15 protein-coding genes and 3 pseudogenes are annotated in these 20861 nt (G+C 60.9%); 14 read left to right on the top strand and 4 right to left on the bottom strand.

The window, feature by feature from the left end; translation table 11 throughout:
• The first annotated feature begins 29 nt into the window (after positions 1 to 29).
• The 8 genes and pseudogenes from rimM to QVN30_RS11490 form a co-directional block, all read left to right on the top strand.
• Positions 30 to 542 carry a ribosome maturation factor RimM gene (gene rimM, locus QVN30_RS06765; RefSeq protein WP_289835862.1) on the top strand — a complete coding sequence of 171 codons (513 nt, stop codon included), beginning with the start codon at positions 30 to 32 and terminating at the stop codon, positions 540 to 542.
• A complete protein-coding gene (gene trmD, locus QVN30_RS06760) occupies positions 533 to 1303 on the top strand; it encodes a tRNA (guanosine(37)-N1)-methyltransferase TrmD (protein ID WP_273358354.1) in 771 nt (256 codons plus the stop codon). Before rimM ends, trmD begins: the two co-directional genes overlap by 10 nt.
• A 9-nt stretch (positions 1304 to 1312) precedes the next feature.
• Entirely contained in the window at positions 1313 to 1873 is a 561-nt protein-coding gene (gene lepB / locus QVN30_RS06755) for a signal peptidase I (protein ID WP_289835861.1), read from the top strand.
• Between the two features lie 485 nt (positions 1874 to 2358).
• A complete protein-coding gene (locus tag QVN30_RS06750) occupies positions 2359 to 3261 on the top strand; it encodes a glycine--tRNA ligase subunit alpha (protein ID WP_066832182.1) in 903 nt (300 codons plus the stop codon).
• Between the two features lies 1 nt (position 3262).
• Positions 3263 to 5356 (top strand): glycine--tRNA ligase subunit beta, encoded by a 2094-nt coding sequence (gene glyS / locus QVN30_RS06745; protein WP_289835860.1) that lies wholly within the window; start codon positions 3263 to 3265, stop codon positions 5354 to 5356.
• 114 nt (positions 5357 to 5470) lie between these two features.
• Entirely contained in the window at positions 5471 to 6328 is an 858-nt protein-coding gene (locus tag QVN30_RS06740; protein WP_289835859.1) for a pyruvate, water dikinase regulatory protein, read from the top strand.
• A 330-nt stretch (positions 6329 to 6658) separates the two neighbouring features.
• Complete coding sequence (gene ppdK, locus QVN30_RS06735) at positions 6659 to 9397, top strand: pyruvate, phosphate dikinase (RefSeq protein WP_289835858.1); 2739 nt, start codon at positions 6659 to 6661, stop codon at positions 9395 to 9397.
• A 106-nt stretch (positions 9398 to 9503) separates the two neighbouring features.
• Positions 9504 to 9749: pseudogene (locus QVN30_RS11490) on the top strand (hypothetical protein); the annotation flags it as partial.
• A 74-nt stretch (positions 9750 to 9823) separates the two neighbouring features.
• Here the strand turns inward: QVN30_RS11490 and QVN30_RS06730 are convergent.
• On the bottom strand, positions 9824 to 10288 hold the full coding sequence (locus QVN30_RS06730; protein ID WP_289835857.1) for a hypothetical protein: 465 nt from the start codon (positions 10286 to 10288) through the stop codon (positions 9824 to 9826).
• A 42-nt stretch (positions 10289 to 10330) separates the two neighbouring features.
• On the opposite strand from QVN30_RS06730, the gene QVN30_RS06725 reads away from it, so the two are divergent.
• The 4 genes from QVN30_RS06725 (at position 10331) to QVN30_RS11455 (ending at position 12315) form a co-directional block, all read left to right on the top strand.
• Positions 10331 to 10573, top strand: coding sequence for a hypothetical protein (locus QVN30_RS06725; protein ID WP_289835856.1), 243 nt, complete (start codon positions 10331 to 10333; stop codon positions 10571 to 10573).
• Positions 10574 to 10618: 45 nt separating this feature from the next.
• Entirely contained in the window at positions 10619 to 11527 is a 909-nt protein-coding gene (locus tag QVN30_RS06720) for a glycosyltransferase family 2 protein (RefSeq protein ID WP_353738980.1), read from the top strand.
• A gap of 43 nt (positions 11528 to 11570) precedes the next feature.
• A complete protein-coding gene (locus QVN30_RS06715; protein WP_289835855.1) occupies positions 11571 to 12020 on the top strand; it encodes a hypothetical protein in 450 nt (149 codons plus the stop codon).
• 103 nt (positions 12021 to 12123) lie between these two features.
• A complete protein-coding gene (locus tag QVN30_RS11455) occupies positions 12124 to 12315 on the top strand; it encodes a chemotaxis protein CheB (RefSeq protein ID WP_353738979.1) in 192 nt (63 codons plus the stop codon).
• Here QVN30_RS11455 and QVN30_RS11450 read toward each other — a convergent pair.
• Positions 12281 to 12553: pseudogene (locus tag QVN30_RS11450) on the bottom strand (chemotaxis protein CheB); the annotation flags it as partial. The gene QVN30_RS11455 and the pseudogene QVN30_RS11450 overlap by 35 nt on opposite strands.
• Between QVN30_RS11450 and QVN30_RS06705 the strand changes: the two are divergent.
• Positions 12541 to 12687: pseudogene (locus QVN30_RS06705) on the top strand (chemotaxis protein CheB); the annotation flags it as partial. The pseudogenes QVN30_RS11450 and QVN30_RS06705 overlap by 13 nt on opposite strands.
• Positions 12688 to 12729: 42 nt before the next feature.
• Positions 12730 to 14649, top strand: coding sequence for a CheR family methyltransferase (locus tag QVN30_RS06700; RefSeq protein WP_289835942.1), 1920 nt, complete (start codon positions 12730 to 12732; stop codon positions 14647 to 14649).
• A gap of 192 nt (positions 14650 to 14841) precedes the next feature.
• Here the strand turns inward: QVN30_RS06700 and QVN30_RS06695 are convergent, their stop codons facing one another.
• Positions 14842 to 17988, bottom strand: coding sequence for an EAL domain-containing protein (locus QVN30_RS06695; protein ID WP_289835853.1), 3147 nt, complete (start codon positions 17986 to 17988; stop codon positions 14842 to 14844).
• Positions 17989 to 18167: 179 nt separating this feature from the next.
• A complete protein-coding gene (locus QVN30_RS06690) occupies positions 18168 to 20717 on the bottom strand; it encodes a hybrid sensor histidine kinase/response regulator (protein ID WP_289835852.1) in 2550 nt (849 codons plus the stop codon).
• Between the last annotated feature and the right edge of the window lie 144 nt (positions 20718 to 20861).

Raw genomic sequence — 20861 nt, 5'->3', positions numbered from 1 at the left:
TGACGACCGCATATAGGAACATCGCCCGTGTGGTATCTCCGCACGGCATCAAGGGGGAGGTTTCCGTAGAAGCTCTGCGGGGCCTTCCCTTCCTTTTACATGAACATATGACCGTCGCCCTTACCCCGCCCGCGCTCAGGCGCGACAGGTTCTGCACGATCGAGAAGGCCGACGAGGTATCCGGCCTCGCGAAGTTCTCGGGCATCGACGACCTGGACGCTGCGGAGGGGGTTGCCGGCTGCTACGTGCTCGCCCGTGAGGACGACTTGGACCTCGGGCTGCTCGACCGCGCGTTTGACGACCTTGTGGGACGCCCCGTTGTCGATGAGCGCTACGGAGAGCTCGGTACGCTGAGCGAGGTCATGGAGACGCCCGCGAACGACGTGTGGGTCGTTCAGGGCGGTCGCTATGGCGAGGTACTCATCCCCGCCATCGAAGATGTCATCGTCGACCTTCCCGATACGGGTTCGATCTCCGTGCGCATTATGGACGGCCTGATCGACGCCGACGCACCCATGGCAAAGGACGACCCATGCGCATAGAGACCCTCTCGGTGTTCCCCGAGATGTTCGAGCCCGTCATGTCAACCTCCATCCTGGGCCGCGCCCGCCGGGCGGGCATTTTCGAGTTCGAGGCGTACAACCTGCGCGATTGGACGCACGACCGCCATCGCACCGTCGATGACGAGCCCTACGGCGGGGGACAGGGCATGCTCATGAAGGTCGAGCCCCTCGCTGAGGCCATCGAGGACATCGCATCGACGGGGCCTCATCCCCATACGATCTTTTTCACGCCCTGCGGCGAGCCGTTCACGCAGCGCACTGCCGAGCGCCTGGCCGCACACGATCGCATCCTGCTCGTCTGCGGCCGCTACGAGGGGATGGACGAACGGGCCTACGACTATGCCGACGAGCGGATTTCAATCGGCGACTACGTGCTGACCGGCGGCGAACTCGCCGCCATGGTCGTCGCCGACGCCGTCGTGCGCCTGCTTCCCGGTGCGCTGGGTGACGAGATGTCCAACGTCGACGAATCGTTCTCGGGCGGCGTCGAGGGCGGTCTTTTGGAGTACGCCCAGTACACCAGGCCCGCCGACTTCCGCGGCAAGGGCGTTCCCGACGTGCTCCTCTCGGGAGACCACGCCAAGGTCGACGCATGGCGACGCGCGAACGCGATCGAGCGCACCTGTCGGTGGCGTCCCGACCTCATCGAAGGGGCCGGCCTCACCGACAAGGAACGCGCTTTCGCACAGGAGTGCATCGAACGCTATCATAGTGCGGAAGCACCAACATCTACCGAGTAGGGAGCGCTCGTGACACCGCACGCTAACTCAACAGTCCGCGACATCATCGAATGGGTCGTCGTTTTCGCAATCGCGCTCGCAGCGTGGATGCTCGTCCGCACGTTCGTCATCGAGCCCTATATGGTCCCCACGGGATCGATGGAGAATACGATCGAGATCGGCGACCAGGTCTTTGCGCAAAAGGTCACCACCGAGCTCGGTCAGATGCCGCAGCCCGGTGAGATCATCGTGTTCTCGAACCCCGATGCGAGCTCGGACCACGACATCCTCGTCAAGCGCGTCATCGCGACGGCGGGCCAGACCGTCGATCTGATCGAGGGGCGCGTGTACGTCGATGGGCAGCAGCTCGATGAGCCCTACACGCAGGGTTCGTCCTACCCGCTTGCAAGCCAGGCGGAAGGCGTCCTGCTGTCCTATCCCTATACGGTGCCCGACGGCTGCGTCTGGGTGATGGGGGACAACCGCGAGAACTCCGCCGATTCCCGGTATTTCGGTCCCGTTGAGCAAAGCGAGGTCATCGGCGTCGTCGTCTTCCGCTATTGGCCGCTCAACCGCATCGGCACCCTGTAGAAAAATGTTGATTAATGCTCCGATGTGCATCGGCCATCGGTAAATCTATGGGATTACCCGCCCCGCGTAGATCCCTCCTTCGGGCAAAAGTTGCTGGATATTTCTATTTTGCTGTAGCGATGCCGTGCGATCGGGCCTGAAACCCGTCGTCGGGGCCATCCTACCCTTTGCCGATGCCACATATGAGTCATTCTGAGTCATGGCGCCCTCGCCATAAGCGGCCAATATGGGGATTACGGCCAGAACGAACGACTTTAGCTGAGTCTGCTTACAGCAAAACAGAAATTTTCAGCCACTTTCCTCGGTGACGCAGGCATCCGGTGGCTCTCTGGCCCCATAGAAGGAAGGACGGTACCGTTGATCGGCTCCGCCTTAGAACCCTAACGCGTGGGAATAAGGTGCCAGCTCCTATTTTTCCATCTACAGCCAGGCGTATAAGCTATCATCTTGACCGTATGAACAGTATCGTCGAGGGGAATGTAAGGATGGAAAATTCCGCCCTCTCCTTCCAGGAGATTATCCTCCGTCTCCAGCAGTACTGGGGAAGCCATGGCTGCGTCATCATGCAGCCCTACGATTCCGAGGTCGGTGCCGGCACGTTCCACACCGCAACGACGCTGCGCAGCCTCGGTCCCAAGCCGTGGCGCACCTGCTATGCGCAGCCCTGCCGCCGTCCCGCTGACGGCCGCTACGGCGAGAACCCCAACCGCATGCAGCACTACTATCAGTTCCAGGTCCTCATCAAGCCGAGTCCCGCCAACTCCCAGGAGCTCTATCTGGACTCCCTGAAGGCCATCGGCCTCGATCCTGCGGACCATGATGTCCGCTTCGTCGAGGACGACTGGGAGAGCCCGACGCTCGGCGCCTGGGGCCTCGGCTGGGAAGTCTGGCTGAACGGCATGGAGGTCACGCAGTTCACGTACTTCCAGCAGGTCGGCGGTATCGAAGTCGATCCCGTTCCCGTCGAGATCACCTACGGTCTCGAGCGCCTGGCGATGTACGTCCAAAACGTCACCTCGGTCTACGACCTGGTCTGGAGCTATCTGCCCGACGGCACGCCCATGACCTACGGCGACGTGTTCCTCGAGAACGAGCGCGAGTTCTCTGCATACAACTTCGAGGTCGCCAACGTCGAGATGATGCGCGAGAAGTTCGATGATTACGAGCGCGAGTGCCACAGCTGCCTTGAGGCCAAGCTCCCGCTTCCGGCCTATGACTGCGTCATGAAGTGCAGCCATGCGTTCAACATCCTCGATGCGCGCGGCGCGCTGTCCGCCGTCGAGCGCGCAAACTACATCCTGCGCGTTCGCACGGTCGCCAAGGCCTGCTGCGAGGCGTACCTCGCCGAGGTCGCCGGCGCCGACACTACGGAAGGGGAGGTCGCCTAACATGGCTGAAACCCGCAGTTTCCTGTTCGAGATCGGCACCGAGGAGATGCCCTCGGCGCCGCTTATGAACGCGGTCAAGCAGCTTCCCAAGCTGGCTGCCGCGGGGCTCGACGGAGCCGGCCTCGCTCATGGCGATATTCGCGTCATCTCCTCACCCCGCCGTCTCGCCATCCTCACCACCGTCGCGACCGAGACCGAGGCGATCCACGAGGTCAAGCGCGGCCCTGCCGCCAACATCGCCTTCGACGCGGACGGCAACCCTACGAAGGCCGCCGAGGGCTTCGCCCGCAAGTGCGGGCTGGCCGCCTCCGAGCTCGCGCGCCGCGTCGACACCGACGGCCGTGAGTACGTCTTCGCCGAGAAGGACATTCCCGCCGCGCCGGCCCTGCCGCTGCTCTCCGAGCTCTGCCGCTCCATCATCTCCGACCTCGAGTGGCCGAACTACCGCAGCCAGCGTTGGGGTTCTACCCACGAGACGTTCGTGCGCCCCATCCGCTGGATCTGCGCCCTGCTGGGCGACGAGGTCGTCCCGGTGAGCTACGCCGACGTGGAGAGCGGCAACACGACGCGCGGCCATCGCGTGCTCGGCCCCGGCGACCACGTCGTCTTGAACCCCGAGTCCTACGAGCGTGTGCTCGAGGAGAACGGCGTGCTGTCCGAGGAGCGCCGCCGCGAGGTCATCCTCGAGGGCGTCCGGGCCATCGAGTCCGAACGCGGAGGAGCGCGCGTCGACATGCCCAAGAAGGTGTTCGACGAGGTCGTGAACCTCTGCGAGTGGCCGACCGTGCTCGTCGGCACCTTCGACGAGGAGTTCCTGCACGTTCCGCACGAGATCATCTGCGAGTCCATGCTGTCCAACCAGCGCTATTTCCCCATCTACGATGCGCAGGGCCAGCTGACGCGCGAGTTCGTCGTCGTTGGCAACGGCCGGCCCGAGAACGCCGAGCGCATCGTCGACGGCAACGAGCGCGTGGTTCGCGCCCGCCTGTACGACGCGAAGTTCTTCTACGACGAGGACCTCAAGGTTCCGATGGAGGAGTTCCGCGCGCGCCTCGCGAACGTGGCCTTCCAGGAGAAGCTCGGCAGCGTCCTGCAGAAATCGGAGCGCATGGAGGATCTTGCGCTCGCCATCGCCAACGCGGCCCACATCGGGGCACATGCGGCATCCGACGCCCAGCGCGCCGCCCATCTCGCCAAGGCCGACCTCGTCAGCTCCGCAGTCGTCGAGTTCACCAGCCAGCAGGGCGTCATGGGAGGCTATTACGCCAAGGCCGCAGGGGAGAGCGATGAGGTCGCTTCCGCTATCCGTGACCACTACCGCCCCCGCTTCGCCGGCGACGACCTGCCCGAGGGCATCGCGGGCTGCATCGTTGCCGTGGCCGACAAGCTCGACACCATCGTGGGCATGTTCGCTATCGACGAGCCGCCGACCGGTTCGAAGGACCCCTTCGCCCTGCGCCGCAGCGCCATCGGTATCCTGAACATCCTCCGCGAGCGCCTGCATTGCGGCTACGAGGAGCTTGTGGGCCCCGCGCTCGACGCCTACGCCGAACAGGGCCTCGCCTTCGACAAGAATGCCGTCTGCGCCGCCGTGTGCGCCTTCATCAAGGGCCGCATGGAGCAGATGGCCCGTGACGAGAAGATCGCCCCCGATACGGTCGCCGCGGTTTCCGCCGGATCCGTGTCGGCGCCCGTCGACTACTTCGCCCTGGCCCATGAGCTTGAAAACGCGCGCGAGAGCGATCCCGATACGTTCGAGAACCTTGCTACCGCGTACGCGCGTGCAAGCCACCTCGCCGACTCGGACCTCGGCATGGATGTTGACGAGTCCATCATGGGCGATGCCGAGCGCACTCTCATGCATGCCACCGACGCTGCGCTCGAGTACGTGCGGATCGCCTTGGGCAACAAGGACTTCAAGGAGGTCATCTCCGGGCTCGCCGCCCTGCGTGAGCCCATCGACCGCTTCTTCGATGACGTCATGGTCATGGATGACGACCAGGCCCTCCGCGAGAACCGCCTGCGCCTGCTGAACCGCTTCGAGGCCGTCTTCACCGACATCGCCGACATGGGCGCGCTTGCCAAGAAGAAGTAAGCGCCTCGGCACGAATCCTCCCAGCGCGGCGGATACCCTTCGCGGGTGTCCGCCGCGTTTTTCTTTCCGGCCGTGCGATACTGGTGGTCCACTGGTTTTCGGAAAGGAAGCGCCATGGGAACAGAGCCGACGAGATCCGTCACCGTCCACGTCATCTCCGACTCGCTCGGAGACACCGCCTGCGAGATGGTGCTTGCAGCCGCGGGCCAGTTTCCCGAAGGATCGATACGCATCGCCCGTCTACCCAAAGTTTCTGACATCTGCCAGGTTGAACGCTATATCGCGCCATGCATCGCTTCGGGTGAGCCCATAGCCGTCTTCTATACGATCGTCGATCCCAGCCTGCGAGACAACCTCGCTTTCACCCTCCAGCATCTCGGGGTGCCATCGGTCGACTTGCTGGGATCGGCGCTCAACACCATCTCCGATCTGCTCGGCATGGATCCCGCCGGTACCCCCGGCACCATACATCGGACCGACGAGCGCTACTTCCATCGCATCGAGGCGATGGAGTATTTCGTCGAACATGATGATGGTCGCGGAGCCGAGGACCTCTCCGATGCCGACATCGTGCTGCTCGGCGTTTCCAGGACCTCGAAGACGCCGCTGTCCATGTACCTTGCGTTCCAGGGCTACAAGGTCGCGAACATCCCCTTGGCGAACGGTATGGAACCGCCCTCTTCGATCTACGCCGTCGACCCCATGAGGCTGTTCGGGTTGCTGTCGACGACCGATGTCATCGCGAGCATCCGTGACAGCAGGCTCGGCGACGACATGACCCGGGCCGTCGCTTCGTCTTATGCGGACCCCGAGGCCATCGCGCATGAACTCGAGGAGGCGCGAGCGCTCATGAAGCGCCTCGGCTGCTTTGTCGTCAGAACGGACAACAAGGCGATCGAGGAATCCGCCGCCGAGATCATCGGGCACCTGGAAACGGTCCAGGAAGCCCGAGCGAAACGCCGCAACCGTTAACCGTCGTGCATGCAAATCGGGGAAGTACCTGTTTCTTGCACATGCATGCAAGAAACAGGTACTTCCCCGATTTGCATTGCCTGGGATGGTACGGAAACCATTGTGAAACAATCGCTGCATGATATCACCATGGTACACATACTAAGACTCCATGCTTAAACCTTTTACCGTTATCGACTGGTACTAAACCAGTTACGCAGTTGGCTAAACGTGCGTCGTGCCGTATTGCGCAGCCCCTCGAACGGCTAGGATATCCGGTACCGGATGCGGATGGACGTCCGGCAGTTACCACGATAGTGCGTACGGGGGTACGTGAGAAAGGGGATTATCGTGAGCGCACAGCAGCGGATCTATCGCTTTGGCACGGACGATCATGGACGCGATGTGACCGAGGGCTCCTCAAGCATGAATTACATCCTAGGCGGCAAGGGCGCCAACCTGGCCGAAATGGCCCGCATCGGGCTCCCCGTGCCTCCGGGATTCACCATCACCTGCCAGACCTGCGTGGAGTATTCAACTGCCGGCAACACGTGGCCGGAGGGCGCTCTCGATGAGATCGCCGAGGCGGAGGCGGACCTCGAGCGCCGCATGGGCAAGCGCCTGGGCGATCCGGCCGACCCCTTGCTGGTTTCCGTCCGTTCCGGCGCACCGTTCTCCATGCCCGGCATGATGGACACGGTCCTCAACCTCGGACTCAACGATGCATCCGTCCAGGGCCTCATCGCGCAGACCGAAAACCCGCGCTTCGCCTGGGACTCCTATCGCCGCTTCATCCAGATGTTCTCCGATGTCGTGCTCGGCGTCGATGCCGAGCTGTTCGAGAACGCCATCACGCAGAAGAAGCTCATCGCAGGGGTCCGAAGCGATGCCGAGCTTTCCGCCGAGGATCTCGAAGAGCTCGTCGCCGAGTTCAAGCAGATCTTCTCCGAGCATGTGGACGCGACCGACCATCCGGAGCTCCTCGTCGACGGCGAGATCGTCTTCCCGGCAGATCCCGCTTTGCAGCTCCGCCTGGCGATCCAGGCCGTCTTCGGCAGCTGGATGAACGAGCGCGCCATCCTCTACCGCAAGCAAAACGGCATCCCCGACGACCTCGGCACGGCCGTCAACGTCCAGGTCATGGTGTTTGGCAACAAGGGCGCGACCTCTGCGACCGGTGTCGCCTTCACGCGCAACCCCGCCAACGGGGCACGTGAGTTCTACGGAGACTTCCTTGTCAACGCCCAGGGCGAGGATGTCGTAGCGGGCATCCGGAACACCGAGCCCATTTCCGACCTGAAGACGGTTGAAGGCCTCGAGAAGGCGGGTGCGGAGCTCGAGCGCGTCTTCACGGTCCTGGAGAACCATTACCGCGACATGTGCGACATCGAGTTCACCATCGAGCAGGGGCGCCTGTGGATGCTCCAGACCCGCGTCGGCAAGCGCACGGCGACCGCAGCCCTCAAGATCGCCATCGACATGGTCGACGAGGGGCTCATCACGCGCGAGGAGGCGGTCGGGCGCGTCGATCCCGCACAGCTCGATCAGCTGTTGCACCCGCAGTTCGATGCGAGCGTCGAGCTCGACATCCTGGCGCGCGGCCTGAACGCAAGCCCCGGTGCCGCCGTGGGTGAGATCGTCTTCTCTTCCGATGATGCCGTCGCCCGTGCTGCCGAGGGGCATCCCGTCGTGCTCGTGCGCTGGGAGACCAATCCCGACGACCTCAAAGGCATGGTGGCGGCCGAGGGCATCCTCACGAGCCATGGTGGGAAGACGAGCCACGCCGCCGTTATTGCGCGCGGCATGGGCACGCCGTGCGTCTGCGGTGTCGAGGCGTTCCAGATCGATGCCGCAAAGAAGGAGGTTCGCGTCTCCGGCACGGAAATCGTGCTGCATGAGGGCGATATCATCTCCATCGATGGTGCGACGGGTATCGTCGTTGCCGGAGCCGTTCCCTTGGTCTCCGCGGAGCTGACCGGAGACCTCGAGACGATTCTCGCGTGGGCGGACGAGATTCGCCTGTCTGAGGATGGTGGACGTCCCTGCCACGTTCGCGTCAACGCCGACAACCCCGCGGATGCCAAGCTCGCGCTCGATTTCGGTGCCGAGGCCATCGGCCTGTGCCGCACCGAGCACATGTTCCTCGGAGATCGGAAGAACATCATCCAGACCTACATCCTCTCCGATGATGATGCCGAGCGCGCCGAGGCGCTCCAGGAGCTGCTGCGCGTGCAGACGGAGGACTTCGTCCAGATGCTCAAGACGATGAGCGGGCGCCCGATGGTCATCCGACTCATCGACCCGCCCCTGCATGAGTTCCTTGATGATCCGCGCGCGCTTGAGATCTCGATAGCCAAGCGCGAATCCGATGGAGCCGATGAGGCGGAGCTGGCCGCTCTTCGCGACCGTCTGCGTCGAATCGACGCCATGTCGGAGTCTAACCCCATGCTGGGCCTTCGCGGCGTTCGCCTTTCCGTCGTGTATCCCGATCTGCCGCTCATGCAGGTACGCGCGATCACGACGGCCACGGCTCAGCTCATCAAGGATGGCTATGATCCGCGGCCCGAGATCATGGTCCCGCTGGTCGCTATCACCGAAGAGCACGTGCAGACGCGTGAGGTCATCGAACAGGTGATCGCAGAGGTCGAGCGGGATCGCGGCGTCAAGCTCGACATCCCGGTCGGGACCATGCTGGAGCTTCCGCGCGCCTGCCTGGTTGCCGACGATATCGCCCGCCACGCCGACTTCTTCTGCTTCGGCACCAACGACCTCACGCAGACGGCGTTCGGGTTCTCCCGCGACGATGCCGAGGCGAAGTTCATCCCCATCTACCTGCACCGAAAGATCCTCAAGGGCAACCCCTTCGAGACGATCGACGATGCGGTTCTCGAGCTCGTCCGCATGGCGGTTGAGAAGGGCCGGGATGCGAATCCGACCATGCATTTCGGTGTGTGCGGCGAGCATGGCGGCGACCCGAAATCCATCGTGAAGTTCTTCAATGTGGCGGGCGTCGACTACGTGTCCTGTTCACCGTATCGCGTCCCCGTTGCACGACTTGCGGCAGCCCAAGCGAAGCTGAAGCGCGCTTAGCCCGTTGCTGAGGGGGCCGGGTTTTCCGGCCCCCATTCTTTTGGCCGAACCTCTGTTAGACCACCGTGGATACGGAGGCCCTGTAAAAGTGTCCGCGGGCCCCTCTATGATGGAAGTCGCCAAACATAAACCCATCACGGAGGGAGCCCGCATGTACGACATGATACTGCAGCAGGCCGTCGCGCTCGGCGCGGACGGCATGGAGAGGCTGATCTCGGACCTGAAGGCCGCCGTGCTCGCCGAGCTCGGCGCGGGCGGCGGGGAGCCGGTGCGCTGCCCCAGGTGCGGCCGCGCGGGGGCCGCGAGGCGCGGGAGGACGCCGTCGGGCTCCCAGCGGTGGCTCTGCGGCGGGTGCGGGAGGTCGCTCGCGGCGGCCACGGGCGGGGTGCTCGCCCTGTCGAAGCTGGGCGCCGCGACCCGGTCGTCCTACGTGGAGGGCATGGCCGCCGGCGAGAGCCCGAGGTCGCCCGCGGCGCGCTGCGGGGCGTGCCTCAAGACCAGCTGGTTCATGCGCATGCGGGTCCTGGAGGCGATGCGCTCGCAGCTCCAGCCCATGCGGCACGGCGAGGGCGTGTCGGCGCAGGCCGACGAGCCGTACCTCAACGAGTCGCTCTCCGGCGGCCGCGACAGGGCCCGCGACGCCATGCCCCGCGAGCCCCGCCGCAACGGCCACGGCGTGCGCGCCCGCGGGATATCCTCGCTCAAGGTGGCCGTCGTCACGGTCGTGAACGACCTCGGCGACCGCACCGCGGTCGCGGCCGGGCGCGGCAGGCCGTCCGTCGGGGCGGCGAGGGCCGGGATCGCGGCGGCGGACGTGGAGGGCCCCGAGGTCTCCACCGACTCGCCCGCCGCCGCGATCCCGCGCTCGCCGGGGCGGGCGCCGCCTCCCACGACCGCTACGGCTCGAGGGAGGCCGGCGAGGACGAGCCCGGCATGGTCGACGCCCTGCACGAGCGGCTCCGCGGGTTCCTGTGGCGCTTCCGCGGCGTGGCGACCCGCCGCCTGCAGCGCTACCTGTGGTGGTTCTGCTGGGAGGAGCAGGCCAGGCGCTCCGACGCCTCCCGCGAAGCGATGCTGCGCGCCCACGTCGCGAACGGCCGCTACGCGACGGGCCGCCGCGCGCTGGAGGCGGAGGCCCGGCCGTTCTGGGAGTACTGGGAGGCGAGGGCGGCGTAGGGGCGGCCCGTATCCACGGTGGTCTAACAGAGGTATCCTTATTTCATTTGCATCGATGCGGACTCCGCGTTACAGCGAGACTCTCTTCGCGAAATAGTTGCACCCGTTATCGAGGATGATTCCGTTGTCGCTGTTGGAGGTCTAATTCGACCCGCAAATGGAATTGCCCTTAAAGATGGTCGCATTCAGACGTACTCACTGCCGCGTAAGCTCATCCCGGCAATGCAGGTTTTGGAGTACGATCGATCATTTCTTTCGGCACGCATTCTTCTCGATCAGTTCAATGGCAACCTCATCATCTCGGGAGCCTTTGGATTGTTCAGGAAAGACATCGTTATAGCAATCGGAGGTTATGATCCGACTACCGTGGGCGAAGACATGGAGCTTGTGACTCGTTTGCATGTATTCTGTCGCGGCAACGAAATTCCTTATCGAATTCGTTACGCTCCGGATGCTATTTGTTGGAGTCAAGCCCCCGAGACATTTGGAGGCCTCATTCGCCAGCGTCGTCGTTGGCATACCGGTCTGTTTGAATGCATGATCAAGCATGCTCGTCTATTTGCGAACTTCAGGTATGGAACCGTTGCAATGCTGTCTTACACCTACTTTCTCATATATGAGCTGCTCTCACCCATCATCGATCTATTCGGCCTGCTGACGGTTCTTATCGCATTCCTCTTCAACTTCATCAACGTGCCATTCATGATCGTATTCTTTATGATCTATGCATGCTTTGGTGCCGTAATGTCGTTGACAGCGTTTTTCTCTCGTGTACAGACAAGAGATCTTCGCCTGACCGTTCCTGACGATTTTCGCGCAATCCTGCTCTCACTTTTCGAGGTAAGCATTATGAGGTTCATCCTCGCTGTTGTGCGCATGCTGGCACTCATTGGGTACCGCAAGCACAAGAACGTATGGGAAAAGGCGGAACGCACGAAACTTAACGCATCGTAAAGGCTTGCGTTTGCGTACTATATTGTTGATGGAGGATTGATACATGCAAACTTTGATCGTCACGCTTCTTGCAACTTTAGTTGCCCTTGCCATAGCCCTTATCGTGTTGCATATACGCTCAATGCAGCATATGAAGCAAATTGAATGGCGTCTAAATGTAATCGATGGCCGATTGCTCTCCTTAGATCCTATTAAGAATTCCACCTCCGGCCAACAACGTGTGTCCGCGCCTCGACGCACCTCAAAGGATGTCCAGCAGTCAGGCACCCAAAAGCATAAAGCCCAAGCAACAGCACGAAACGGTTCAGTTGCTGCTCGGAAGCATCCCCATGTCGATCCGCGTCCGGATGCCGTCCCATCATCACTTCCCGCTAGTCGATCCTCTGGCATTATTGGATATGGGAACTCAAGAACAGACGAACATGGTGGTACGCCTCTTGAATTCGACCCTTCGACAAATTCGATCATCATAGAGATGGTAGCTTCGGATTAAGGTGTCCAATGTGTTCGACTTAACATGTACGACAGCTATGGGTTGAACATGGATTTATTTAAACTCTTCACTTGTTTATTCAGCATAGGAAAGGTCGGACCTCATGAGTACAGATAACCGGCAGCGCAGCGACCGCTCCCCTGCATCGTTCGTCGTTGGGGTCGGCGCCTCAGCGGGAGGCGTCGAGGCGCTTCAGGAGCTGTTCCAGGCGCTTCCATCGAACAGCGGGCTCGGCTTTGTGGTGATTGGACGACACCGACAGAGCGCTCTCGGTACTCATCGGCAAGCGAGGTGAAGAAGATGTCGATGGGATGGTTGAGCACGGCATGGTCGTAATCGGACAGCCGAAGACGGTTGCCGACGACCTTCAGGTTCTTCTTTGGCGGAATGAGGTAGACGGTGTCGGCTTCGATCTCGACATCCTGTTCGACCTGAAGCACGGGCATATCGGTCTGCTTGCCGAGGATGTCGGCCATGAGGCTCCGGTGGTCGGGAGACAGGTGCTGAATCGGGCACCGGTACCGACGGAACAAGCGGTATCCGTGCCATCAAGGAGAGCGGTGGCCTCACCATCGTCCAGCAACCGGAAAGCGCCAAGTTCGACGGAATGCCCCGCAGCGCAATCAGCACGGGCCTGGTGGACTGGGTGCTTCCCCCGCGCAAGATCGCAGACGAGATCGTGAACTTCGCGCGGTACCACATTGAGCTCATGCCCGAAGACCAAGACGCCTTCAGCGACGAGGAAAGCCTGTCACGCATATACCTGGCGCTCAAGAAGGATGTCGGCATCGACTTCACCTACTATAAGCGCTCGACCATTCTGCGCAGGATCGAACGGCGCCTCATGGTCACGCACACCGCGTCGCTCGCCGAGTACGCCAACGTTCTCGACACCGACAATGCAGAGGTCAGCACCCTTGCCAAAGAGATTCTTATCGGCGTGACGAGCTTCTTTCGCGACCCTGCGTTTTTCGAGGTCCTCAAGAGCCGCGTGATTACGAGCATCGTGAAGAACGCAGGGGAGAGGGAGCCCATTCGCGTGTGGAGCGCAGGCTGCTCCACGGGCGAGGAGGCCTACTCGGTTGCGATCCTGTTCCGCGAGGTGATGGAGGAGCTGCAGATCAAGCGCGACGTGAAGATCTTCGCCACCGATATCGATGTCAAGGCCATCGAGAAAGCGGGAAAGGGCGTCTTCGGGGAGAGCATCATCGAGGATGTGACGCCCGAGCGCCTGGCGCGGTTCTTTGTGAAGCGCGAGAGAACTTATCACATCATCAAAGACATTCGCCAAATGGTCATCTTCGCGCCGCATAACATGCTGTCGGACCCGCCGTTTGGCAAGCTCGACCTCATCTGCTGCCGTAACGTCATGATCTACTTCCAGCCCGTGTTGCAGCGCAGCCTGTTTGCCATCTTCCACACGGCGCTTAAAAACGGCGGGTACCTCTTCCTGGGCAAAAGCGAGACGGCAAACGAATACCCGAACGTATTCCAGCCCGCTTGCTCCACCGAGAAGATCTATATCCACAACGGCGCCGGTAAGATCGACAGCCCCGCGCCCACGTCGTTCAACATTCCAACCGTCCAGGCGGTGCCCACGCGCCACACCATTCCCGACTCCGCGCGCTCGGTCGATTATGGCCTGGAGAGCATCTACACGAACTACCTTGAGCGGTTCTTGCCCGCATCGGTCATCATCAACGAGAACAACGACGTCATCCATTTCTTCGGAAACTACCTCGATTTTGTGAGCATCGCGCCCGGAAAGGCCACCTTCAACCTGTTCACCATCGTGAACAGAGACCTGAGCCTCGCCGCCTCCACCGCTCTGTCACGCTGCCGCTCCGATCATGAATCGGTCACTTACGAGGGGATCCGCGTGGATTGCCCTTCCGGACCGAAGGTCATCGACCTTGTGGCGCAGCCTATCCCCATGCCCGGAAACCTTGATGCCGATCTTGTCGCCATGCTGTTTATCGAGCAGCGAGCGGACGCTCAGCATCAGGAGGGCATCATCGAGAAATACGATATCGAGGCGACAGCCGCGCGCCGCATCGCCGATCTTGAGAGCGAGCTGCGCGAATCGCAAAGCGACCTGCAGTCCACCATCGGTGAGCTCGAGACGGTCAATGAGGAGCTTCAGGCGGCAAACGAGGAGCTGCTCACCGCAAACGAAGAGCTGCAGAGCTCGAATGAAGAGCTGCAGTCGGTCAACGAGGAGCTCTACACGGTCAATTCCGAGTACCAGCAAAAAGTCGATGAGCTCACCATGACGACGAACGACCTCTCGAACTTCCTGTCCTCGACGATGATCGGCATCCTGTTCATCGACGAGAACTTCAACATTCGAAAGTTCACCGAGTACGTTGGTCGTGAATTCCAGTTGATGGATCACGATGTGGGCAGGCCCATACAGATCTTCGCCCATAGCTTCCCCGATGAGGACATCGTGGGAGACGCGGAAACCGTTCTCAAGAACCTCACACCGATCGACCGCGAGATCACAGCGATGAACGGCCGTCACTACACGTTGCGCATCGCGCCCTACCGCACGACGGACAACACCATCAAGGGACTGGTCATCACCATCATCGACAGCCTCGGTAGCGAAGCGCGAGCGCACGCATAGCAGCAAAGGCCCGGGAAGTATATGCATCCCGGGCCTATTCATTTGGCACAGTTGAGCATGGACGCATCCGATCCATGTCCCACGCTCTCTAGTGGAGGCTCCGGCCCCGAGAATTGCCGAAAAATCACCTTCCGAGCCTCCACTGCATAGCAGGACTTCAATGACGGCGCCGCACGTACGGGACAGCGACCCTTACACTTCGAAATACTTCCGCTCAAATAGTTCGACAGGCATCGGGCGATCGTAGTAGAAGCCCTGGCAGATGTTGCAGCCCTCTTCGACCAACACTCGCGCTTGGTCAATCGACTCGATGCCTTCCGCTATGCAGCACATGTTTTGGCTCTTGCAGATATCCGCGATGTTTCGAACGAGCAAGCGGCTCACCTCGTTGCCCGGCAGGTCGCCGATGAGGCTGCGATCGAGCTTGATCGTGTCGAAATGCACGTTTGCGAGCACCGATGCGTTTGAGTAATGCGACCCGAAATCGTCGAGAGCGACGCGCAGACCTAGAGAACGGTATCGCTCGACAACCTCAGAGAGCGTATGGTTGCCCAGGTCGATCGCTGCCTCGGTGATCTCCATTTCAACCTTGTCGACGGGTATCTCCGGATACCTGCTTAGAATCGCAAGCACCGACGCCAACGCCGTGGAGTCAAGCAGCGTGTTGCGCGAAAAGTTGCTCGAGATGGGCACAATGGTAATGCCCCGGCTTTTCCAAGAGCTCATGGTGGCAAGCATCGCATCAAACACGAAGTAATCGAGCTCGCTTATCGTTCCGTCTTCCTCTAGTCGACGAATATCGCTCGCCGGGGCATTGACCACACCGTCGCTGCCGATAGACCTGGCAAGCGCCTCTGCGCCAACAAGGGCTCCGGTGCGCATATCAATTTTTGGCTGCAGATAGATGGTATATACGCCTTGAAGTGGACGGGGCGAAGTGAAGGGCAAGGGGAATGACGTCTGCTCGGTATCGTTCGCCCCATGATCGTTTCGATGTCCTATCCTCACCTTGTGGGAGTTGTCCCGTTTTGCGACAGCGCGCGCTTCCGAGAGGATTCCGTAGACGTCGCACGAGTTATCCGACCACGAGCTTCCCAGTGAGAACCAGTCCGGATGCAGGCTGTGCAAGGCGAGCCGCGCTTGGCCGCATCGTTGGATAAAGCTGTTATAAGGTTGGTTGGGGGAGAGCGCGACGAACTCGATATCGCTTGTATGGAAGACAAGCTCCTCTCCAAACAGTGAGGTGAGCAGCATGCGGACTTTGATATACAGATCGAATACGCCCTTGAATCCAATTTCGTTCGATACATCCTGTAAATCCGCGAGGGTAACGACAAGCATGCCTGCGGAGCCCCAAAGGTTGCGATTGGATCGAGCAAGCATCATCTCGAGATCGCGGTCATCGTGCAAGGAGAAATCAGGCGCAAGAACCATCGGGTCTTTCGATCGAGACGCCCGCGTCAACCTGATCCATTCATGCAAGATGCGGCCGCCGAGACAGGAAGCGAGCGACCAGGAATTGAGATGGTCTGAAGGGCCATCGATGCACAGCGCCATCGTGCAGGCTGCGGCATGGGAGATGGGGATGATGGAGAACCTCCATGGATCTTGATTCTCGGAGCCATCAGGGTGAGAGGCCGAGCGCCTGTGCGATACGAATACGGGTCTGTCGGAACCCACATTCGCTAAAATGAACGGAAAGCGCGAGGCAGGCGTTTTAGAGAACAGGCTTTGGATGCTCATGATTGAAGGCGCCGTCCACTCGTAGAGCACCGTCATGGTCTCGTCATCCTTGGGCATCATGAGCACATAGGCTCTGCGGGCCCGGTAATACAACCCCGCGGCCCTCAGCGCAACGTAGACTGCCTGCGAGGGAGCCTCGGCATCCTGCATGGCGCGCAGCGTCTCCGCGTAGGCGACAAGCTCCTCGCGGCTCAGCGAGTCGATATCGGGAATATCGGACATGTCCGCTCGCACCGTTTGCTGCACCATGGTCAGGTCGCGCAGTGCTAACGGGTCATCGACGACATCCCCATCTTCACTAGCTGATTCAGCCGTGTGCTTCAACGCCATTTCGTATGCATTGAGTGTTGCGACGTTGAAATCGAAGGTGCGTAGGAAACCGAAAACCGTCGATGCGATCAGCCGTACTGACGCGAGCGCCTCTGAAGAGGTGGCATCTGCATCACGGAAGCTGTCCCGCACCGCCTTGAACACGCCTGTCAGTCGACGTTTGACCGCCGAAGAGGACGGAATCTTGGGAAAGAAGATACCGATCGTGGTCTCGTTGTACAAATACGCGATGCAATCGGTGTTCATAAAGACGCCGATTGCCGTTATGAGATCCGCCCGCAGGTTCTCTGAAATACCGCTGGCTCCATCCAGCACAATTGCGCAAATGGCACACACATCATTTTGCGACTCGTCGCCCATCAACGAATTGATGAGCAGCTTGGCATAGCCCTGCGAGTACAGCTGCGTTTCCCGATCTCGAACAGCGGAAATCTCGGATTTGGCCTCCCAGTTCGAACGCGAATCGCATGCGTTCACATAGATCGACGCGATAAGGTCATCGCCCTGTTCTGGCATGCTGACGCATACGGCAATGCGCGCGTTCATTATGGTGCTGCCGGCGCCGACCATGCGATAGCGTGCGACCGACCAGCGTCTTCCTGCCTGGTACCGCTCAACAAGACGGCAGGGATCCAACAACTCACGATACGATGTCTGATCATTCGAAGAGAAGAGCGTGGCGGCACCCATTTCAATCGCGTTGGCATAAGGAATCTCGCGAAGCAAGTGCACCCGACGCTCGTCGCGACGCAACAATAATCGCATTCTGCCACGCGAGATGTTCGCTTGACCAAAACGCATGAGGTAAGGGTACAGCGCTTCGGGAAACGTTCCCTTTACGGGAAAACGATCCTCAAATGCCGAACGGGGCGCCGAGCGCATGCCCACCGCATAGTCGACAGTGCCATCCTCAGATACATGAAGCTGATAGGAGAGGGAACACCACGCGAAATCCCCCGTCGACGGCTGCTTCAAGCGAACGGATACGATTTCACGCTCACGCCCTTGATCGATGGCCCGGAAAAGGGAGTTCAGGTCCTCGATGGAATCAGGGTGGACATGGCCACCATCAATGCACGAAGCAGGGGCATCTTCAAAAACAGAATGGATGCTTTCTCCCTGCTCGTTGAACCCATACACGTCTAGATGCTTATCGGAAGGCGTGTAGACCCACAGCTCGCTATCGGTCCTCATCAAGGCCATCTCGAGCCATGAACGCAGGATTTCGGGATTCTCGAGATTTATGTGAGGGTTTATCCCTGCCAACAGTATGCACCTCCGAGATCAGAACCGGACTCATCCGGCGCATGTTGGCAGCTGGAACACGCTGGAAATATGCGCATATACCATTTTACTCGCTCTGCCTGTTCCTCAATGGTGCATTTCGGATGGGTCGGTTCTTTCACGAACGCGCAACAGAGCGAAAGGCAGAGCGGATTCATAGTTTATGACCACACCTCCTCGAGTGCATGCGCGAGCGCGGCAGCATCGATCGGCTTCGTCACGTAACCGTCCATCCCCGCGCCGCGCGCCTCGGCGGCATCCTCCGCGAACGCGTTCGCGGTCACCGCGATGATGGGGATCGATTTCGCATCGGGGCGTTCGAGTGCGCGGATCGATCGCGTTGCGGCCACTCCATCCATCACGGGCATCTTCATGTCCATGAGGATCGCGTCGAATGCGCCGGAATCGGCATCACGGAATGCTTCAAGAGCGAGCTTGCCGTTGTCGACGCAGGTAACGTCGATCTCGAGAGCGCCGAGCAGGGCCTCGGCGATCATCTGGTTCGTCAGGTTGTCCTCAGCGACCAGCACGCGCCTGCCCGCAAACGACACGGCGCCCTCGTCTGCCGCCTTGCCGCGCACCGCCGACTCATCGGAGGCCTTCTGCTCGGGAGATGATGCGACCTCGAGCGGAATCGTCACGGTGAACACGCTGCCCTCGCCGACTTTGCTCGAGACGGAGATCTCTCCGCCCATCTGCTGGACGAGGTTCTTGACGATCGGCATGCCCAATCCGGTGCCCACCACGCCACGCGGCGCGAACATGGTCTCGCGCGCAAACGGGTCGAAGATGCGGCCCAAGAACTCCTCGGTCATACCAATCCCAGTGTCCGCCACCTCGATTTGGAACAGTCGCGCCTTGCGCGAATCGTCCTCGCGCGCGTCGGGCTCGCTCAGGGTCACATCGACGCGGGCCCCTTCCAGGCTGTACTTCACGGCATTCGATATGAGGTTGTTGAGCACCTGCCCCAATCGCTTCGAGTCGGCGCGCACCCAACGGGACTGCCAGGCGGAATGGAGCTCTATGACTTTATTGCCCTGCTCGGCTTGAGGTCGAGCGAGCTCGACCGACGTCCGAGCGCATTCAACCAAGTCGACCGTTGCCAGATCGAGCGCGCTCTGCTCGACGTTTTGGATGTGGGAGATGTCGAGGATGTCGTTCACGAGCGTCACGAGCTGGTTGCCGGCCTCCTCGAGCAGTGCAAGGCAGCGCATCGTCTGCTCGCGATCATCCGGGTTTCTCCGAATCATCTGCGTGAGGTTCACGATGGCGTTGAGCGGGGTGCGCATGTCATGCGAGATGTTGCTGAAGAACCGCTGCTGCCTGCTCGTCGCCTGACGCGCCGTCTCCAACGCGCTTTCGAGGAGCTCCTGGCGCTGCATCTCCTCGCGCATGGCGTTGTCCACAGCACGGAAGCAGATGATGGCCTCGCCGTTGGAGATCTCCGCGTTCGTGATGCTCGCGACGCTCACCCAGCGATACTCGTCGCCGAATCGCCTGAGGTAGCGGCCCCCGAACTCGGTGACGCCCTCCTGCTCGCGACGACGGATGTTCTCGCACGAGAAGCTCTCGGCGAACCGCTCGAAGGTCTCCTCCTGGACCACCTTGCGCATCTCATCCATGAAATGCGCGTAGGTTCCGGACTTTCCCATGGCGGCCGCCGTATCAGGCGAGGCCTTGACGGTCGTATAGGTCTGATCGAGGTAGTTGATGCGGTAGATGCCGAAATACGTGTTGCCGAGGATGCGGATGATGTCCTCGGACTCGTGCATGGCTCGCGAGCTCTTGCGCTCGCGCAGCACCGTGTAGATCACGACCCCGAGCAGCAGCGCGCACAGCGCGATGAGGGCGAAGAACCCCGGCGTGATCCCGTTCATGAGAAGCGACATCGTGGGTATCGTGACCACGGAGAGCCAGCCCGGATCGAGCTCCGTGAAAAAGACGCTCAGGTTCGTGCCGTCCGGCCCCGCGATGGATGCGTCGCTTTGGTCGAGGAAGCCGGCATCGATCTCTTCTCTCAACCGATTGAGGAATTCTGACGATTCGGGGGACTCCGTGCTCAGCAACCCGCTGCTCACGACGGGCTCGCCGTTTCGGTCGAAAAGGGCGTAGCCCATGCTGCTGTCAGCCGCCCTTTGCGCCGCAACGGCCCCTAACTCGTCGAGCTGGATATCGAACGCCAGAACATTGCCCGAGCCGCTCAAGGCGATAGAGAGCGTGATGATGCTTCTGCCCGTGATCGTATCCGTATAGGCATCCGTCGCATATACCGCGCCACGCGCTTTCAAGGCACCTTGATACCAAGAGGCCTGGCTGTAATCAAAGTCCTCGTCGCCTTCCCATGGATTCGCGGCGATGATGGTGCCGTCGATGACCGCGTAGGGGTCGGCCATCTCCGAATCCATCGTGGAAGCCATGCCGCTGTTGAACCCTTCAAGCCATCGCTGCATCCGAGCGCCGTCGGCGCCGTCACTGATCAACTCGTCCATTCGGCTCGCGCTGTAGCTCAAGAACTGCTCAAACGAGCTCAGGCGCGTCTGAGCCAGCTGCGCATAGCTGGTCGCCAGGCGCGTCGCGAGCTCTTTTGCGTTCTCGAGCATCTGGGTGCGGACAAGCACCGATCCCCACACGATCGCCGCAACCAGAGCGATCCCCAAGAGGACGACCGAACCGATGCGGATGCTGCGGACCCGCGTCTTCTGCTGTGCCATGGTTCCTCCAGTCGGAGCGCTCATCAAGTCATTCATGTACAGTATGGCCTACATTCGTGCGAGCGTAAGCGAGATGTCTGTGACTTTCCGCGGCAAACCGACGTGCCGGGGCGTCTCGTCACCATCGAAGCCCCACATAATTTG

Origin of the sequence: Collinsella ihumii (assembly GCF_030385545.1) — a bacterium.
Taxonomy (GTDB): Bacteria; Actinomycetota; Coriobacteriia; order Coriobacteriales; family Coriobacteriaceae; genus Collinsella; species Collinsella ihumii.
This window is presented reverse-complemented; position numbering and strand designations above follow the sequence as displayed.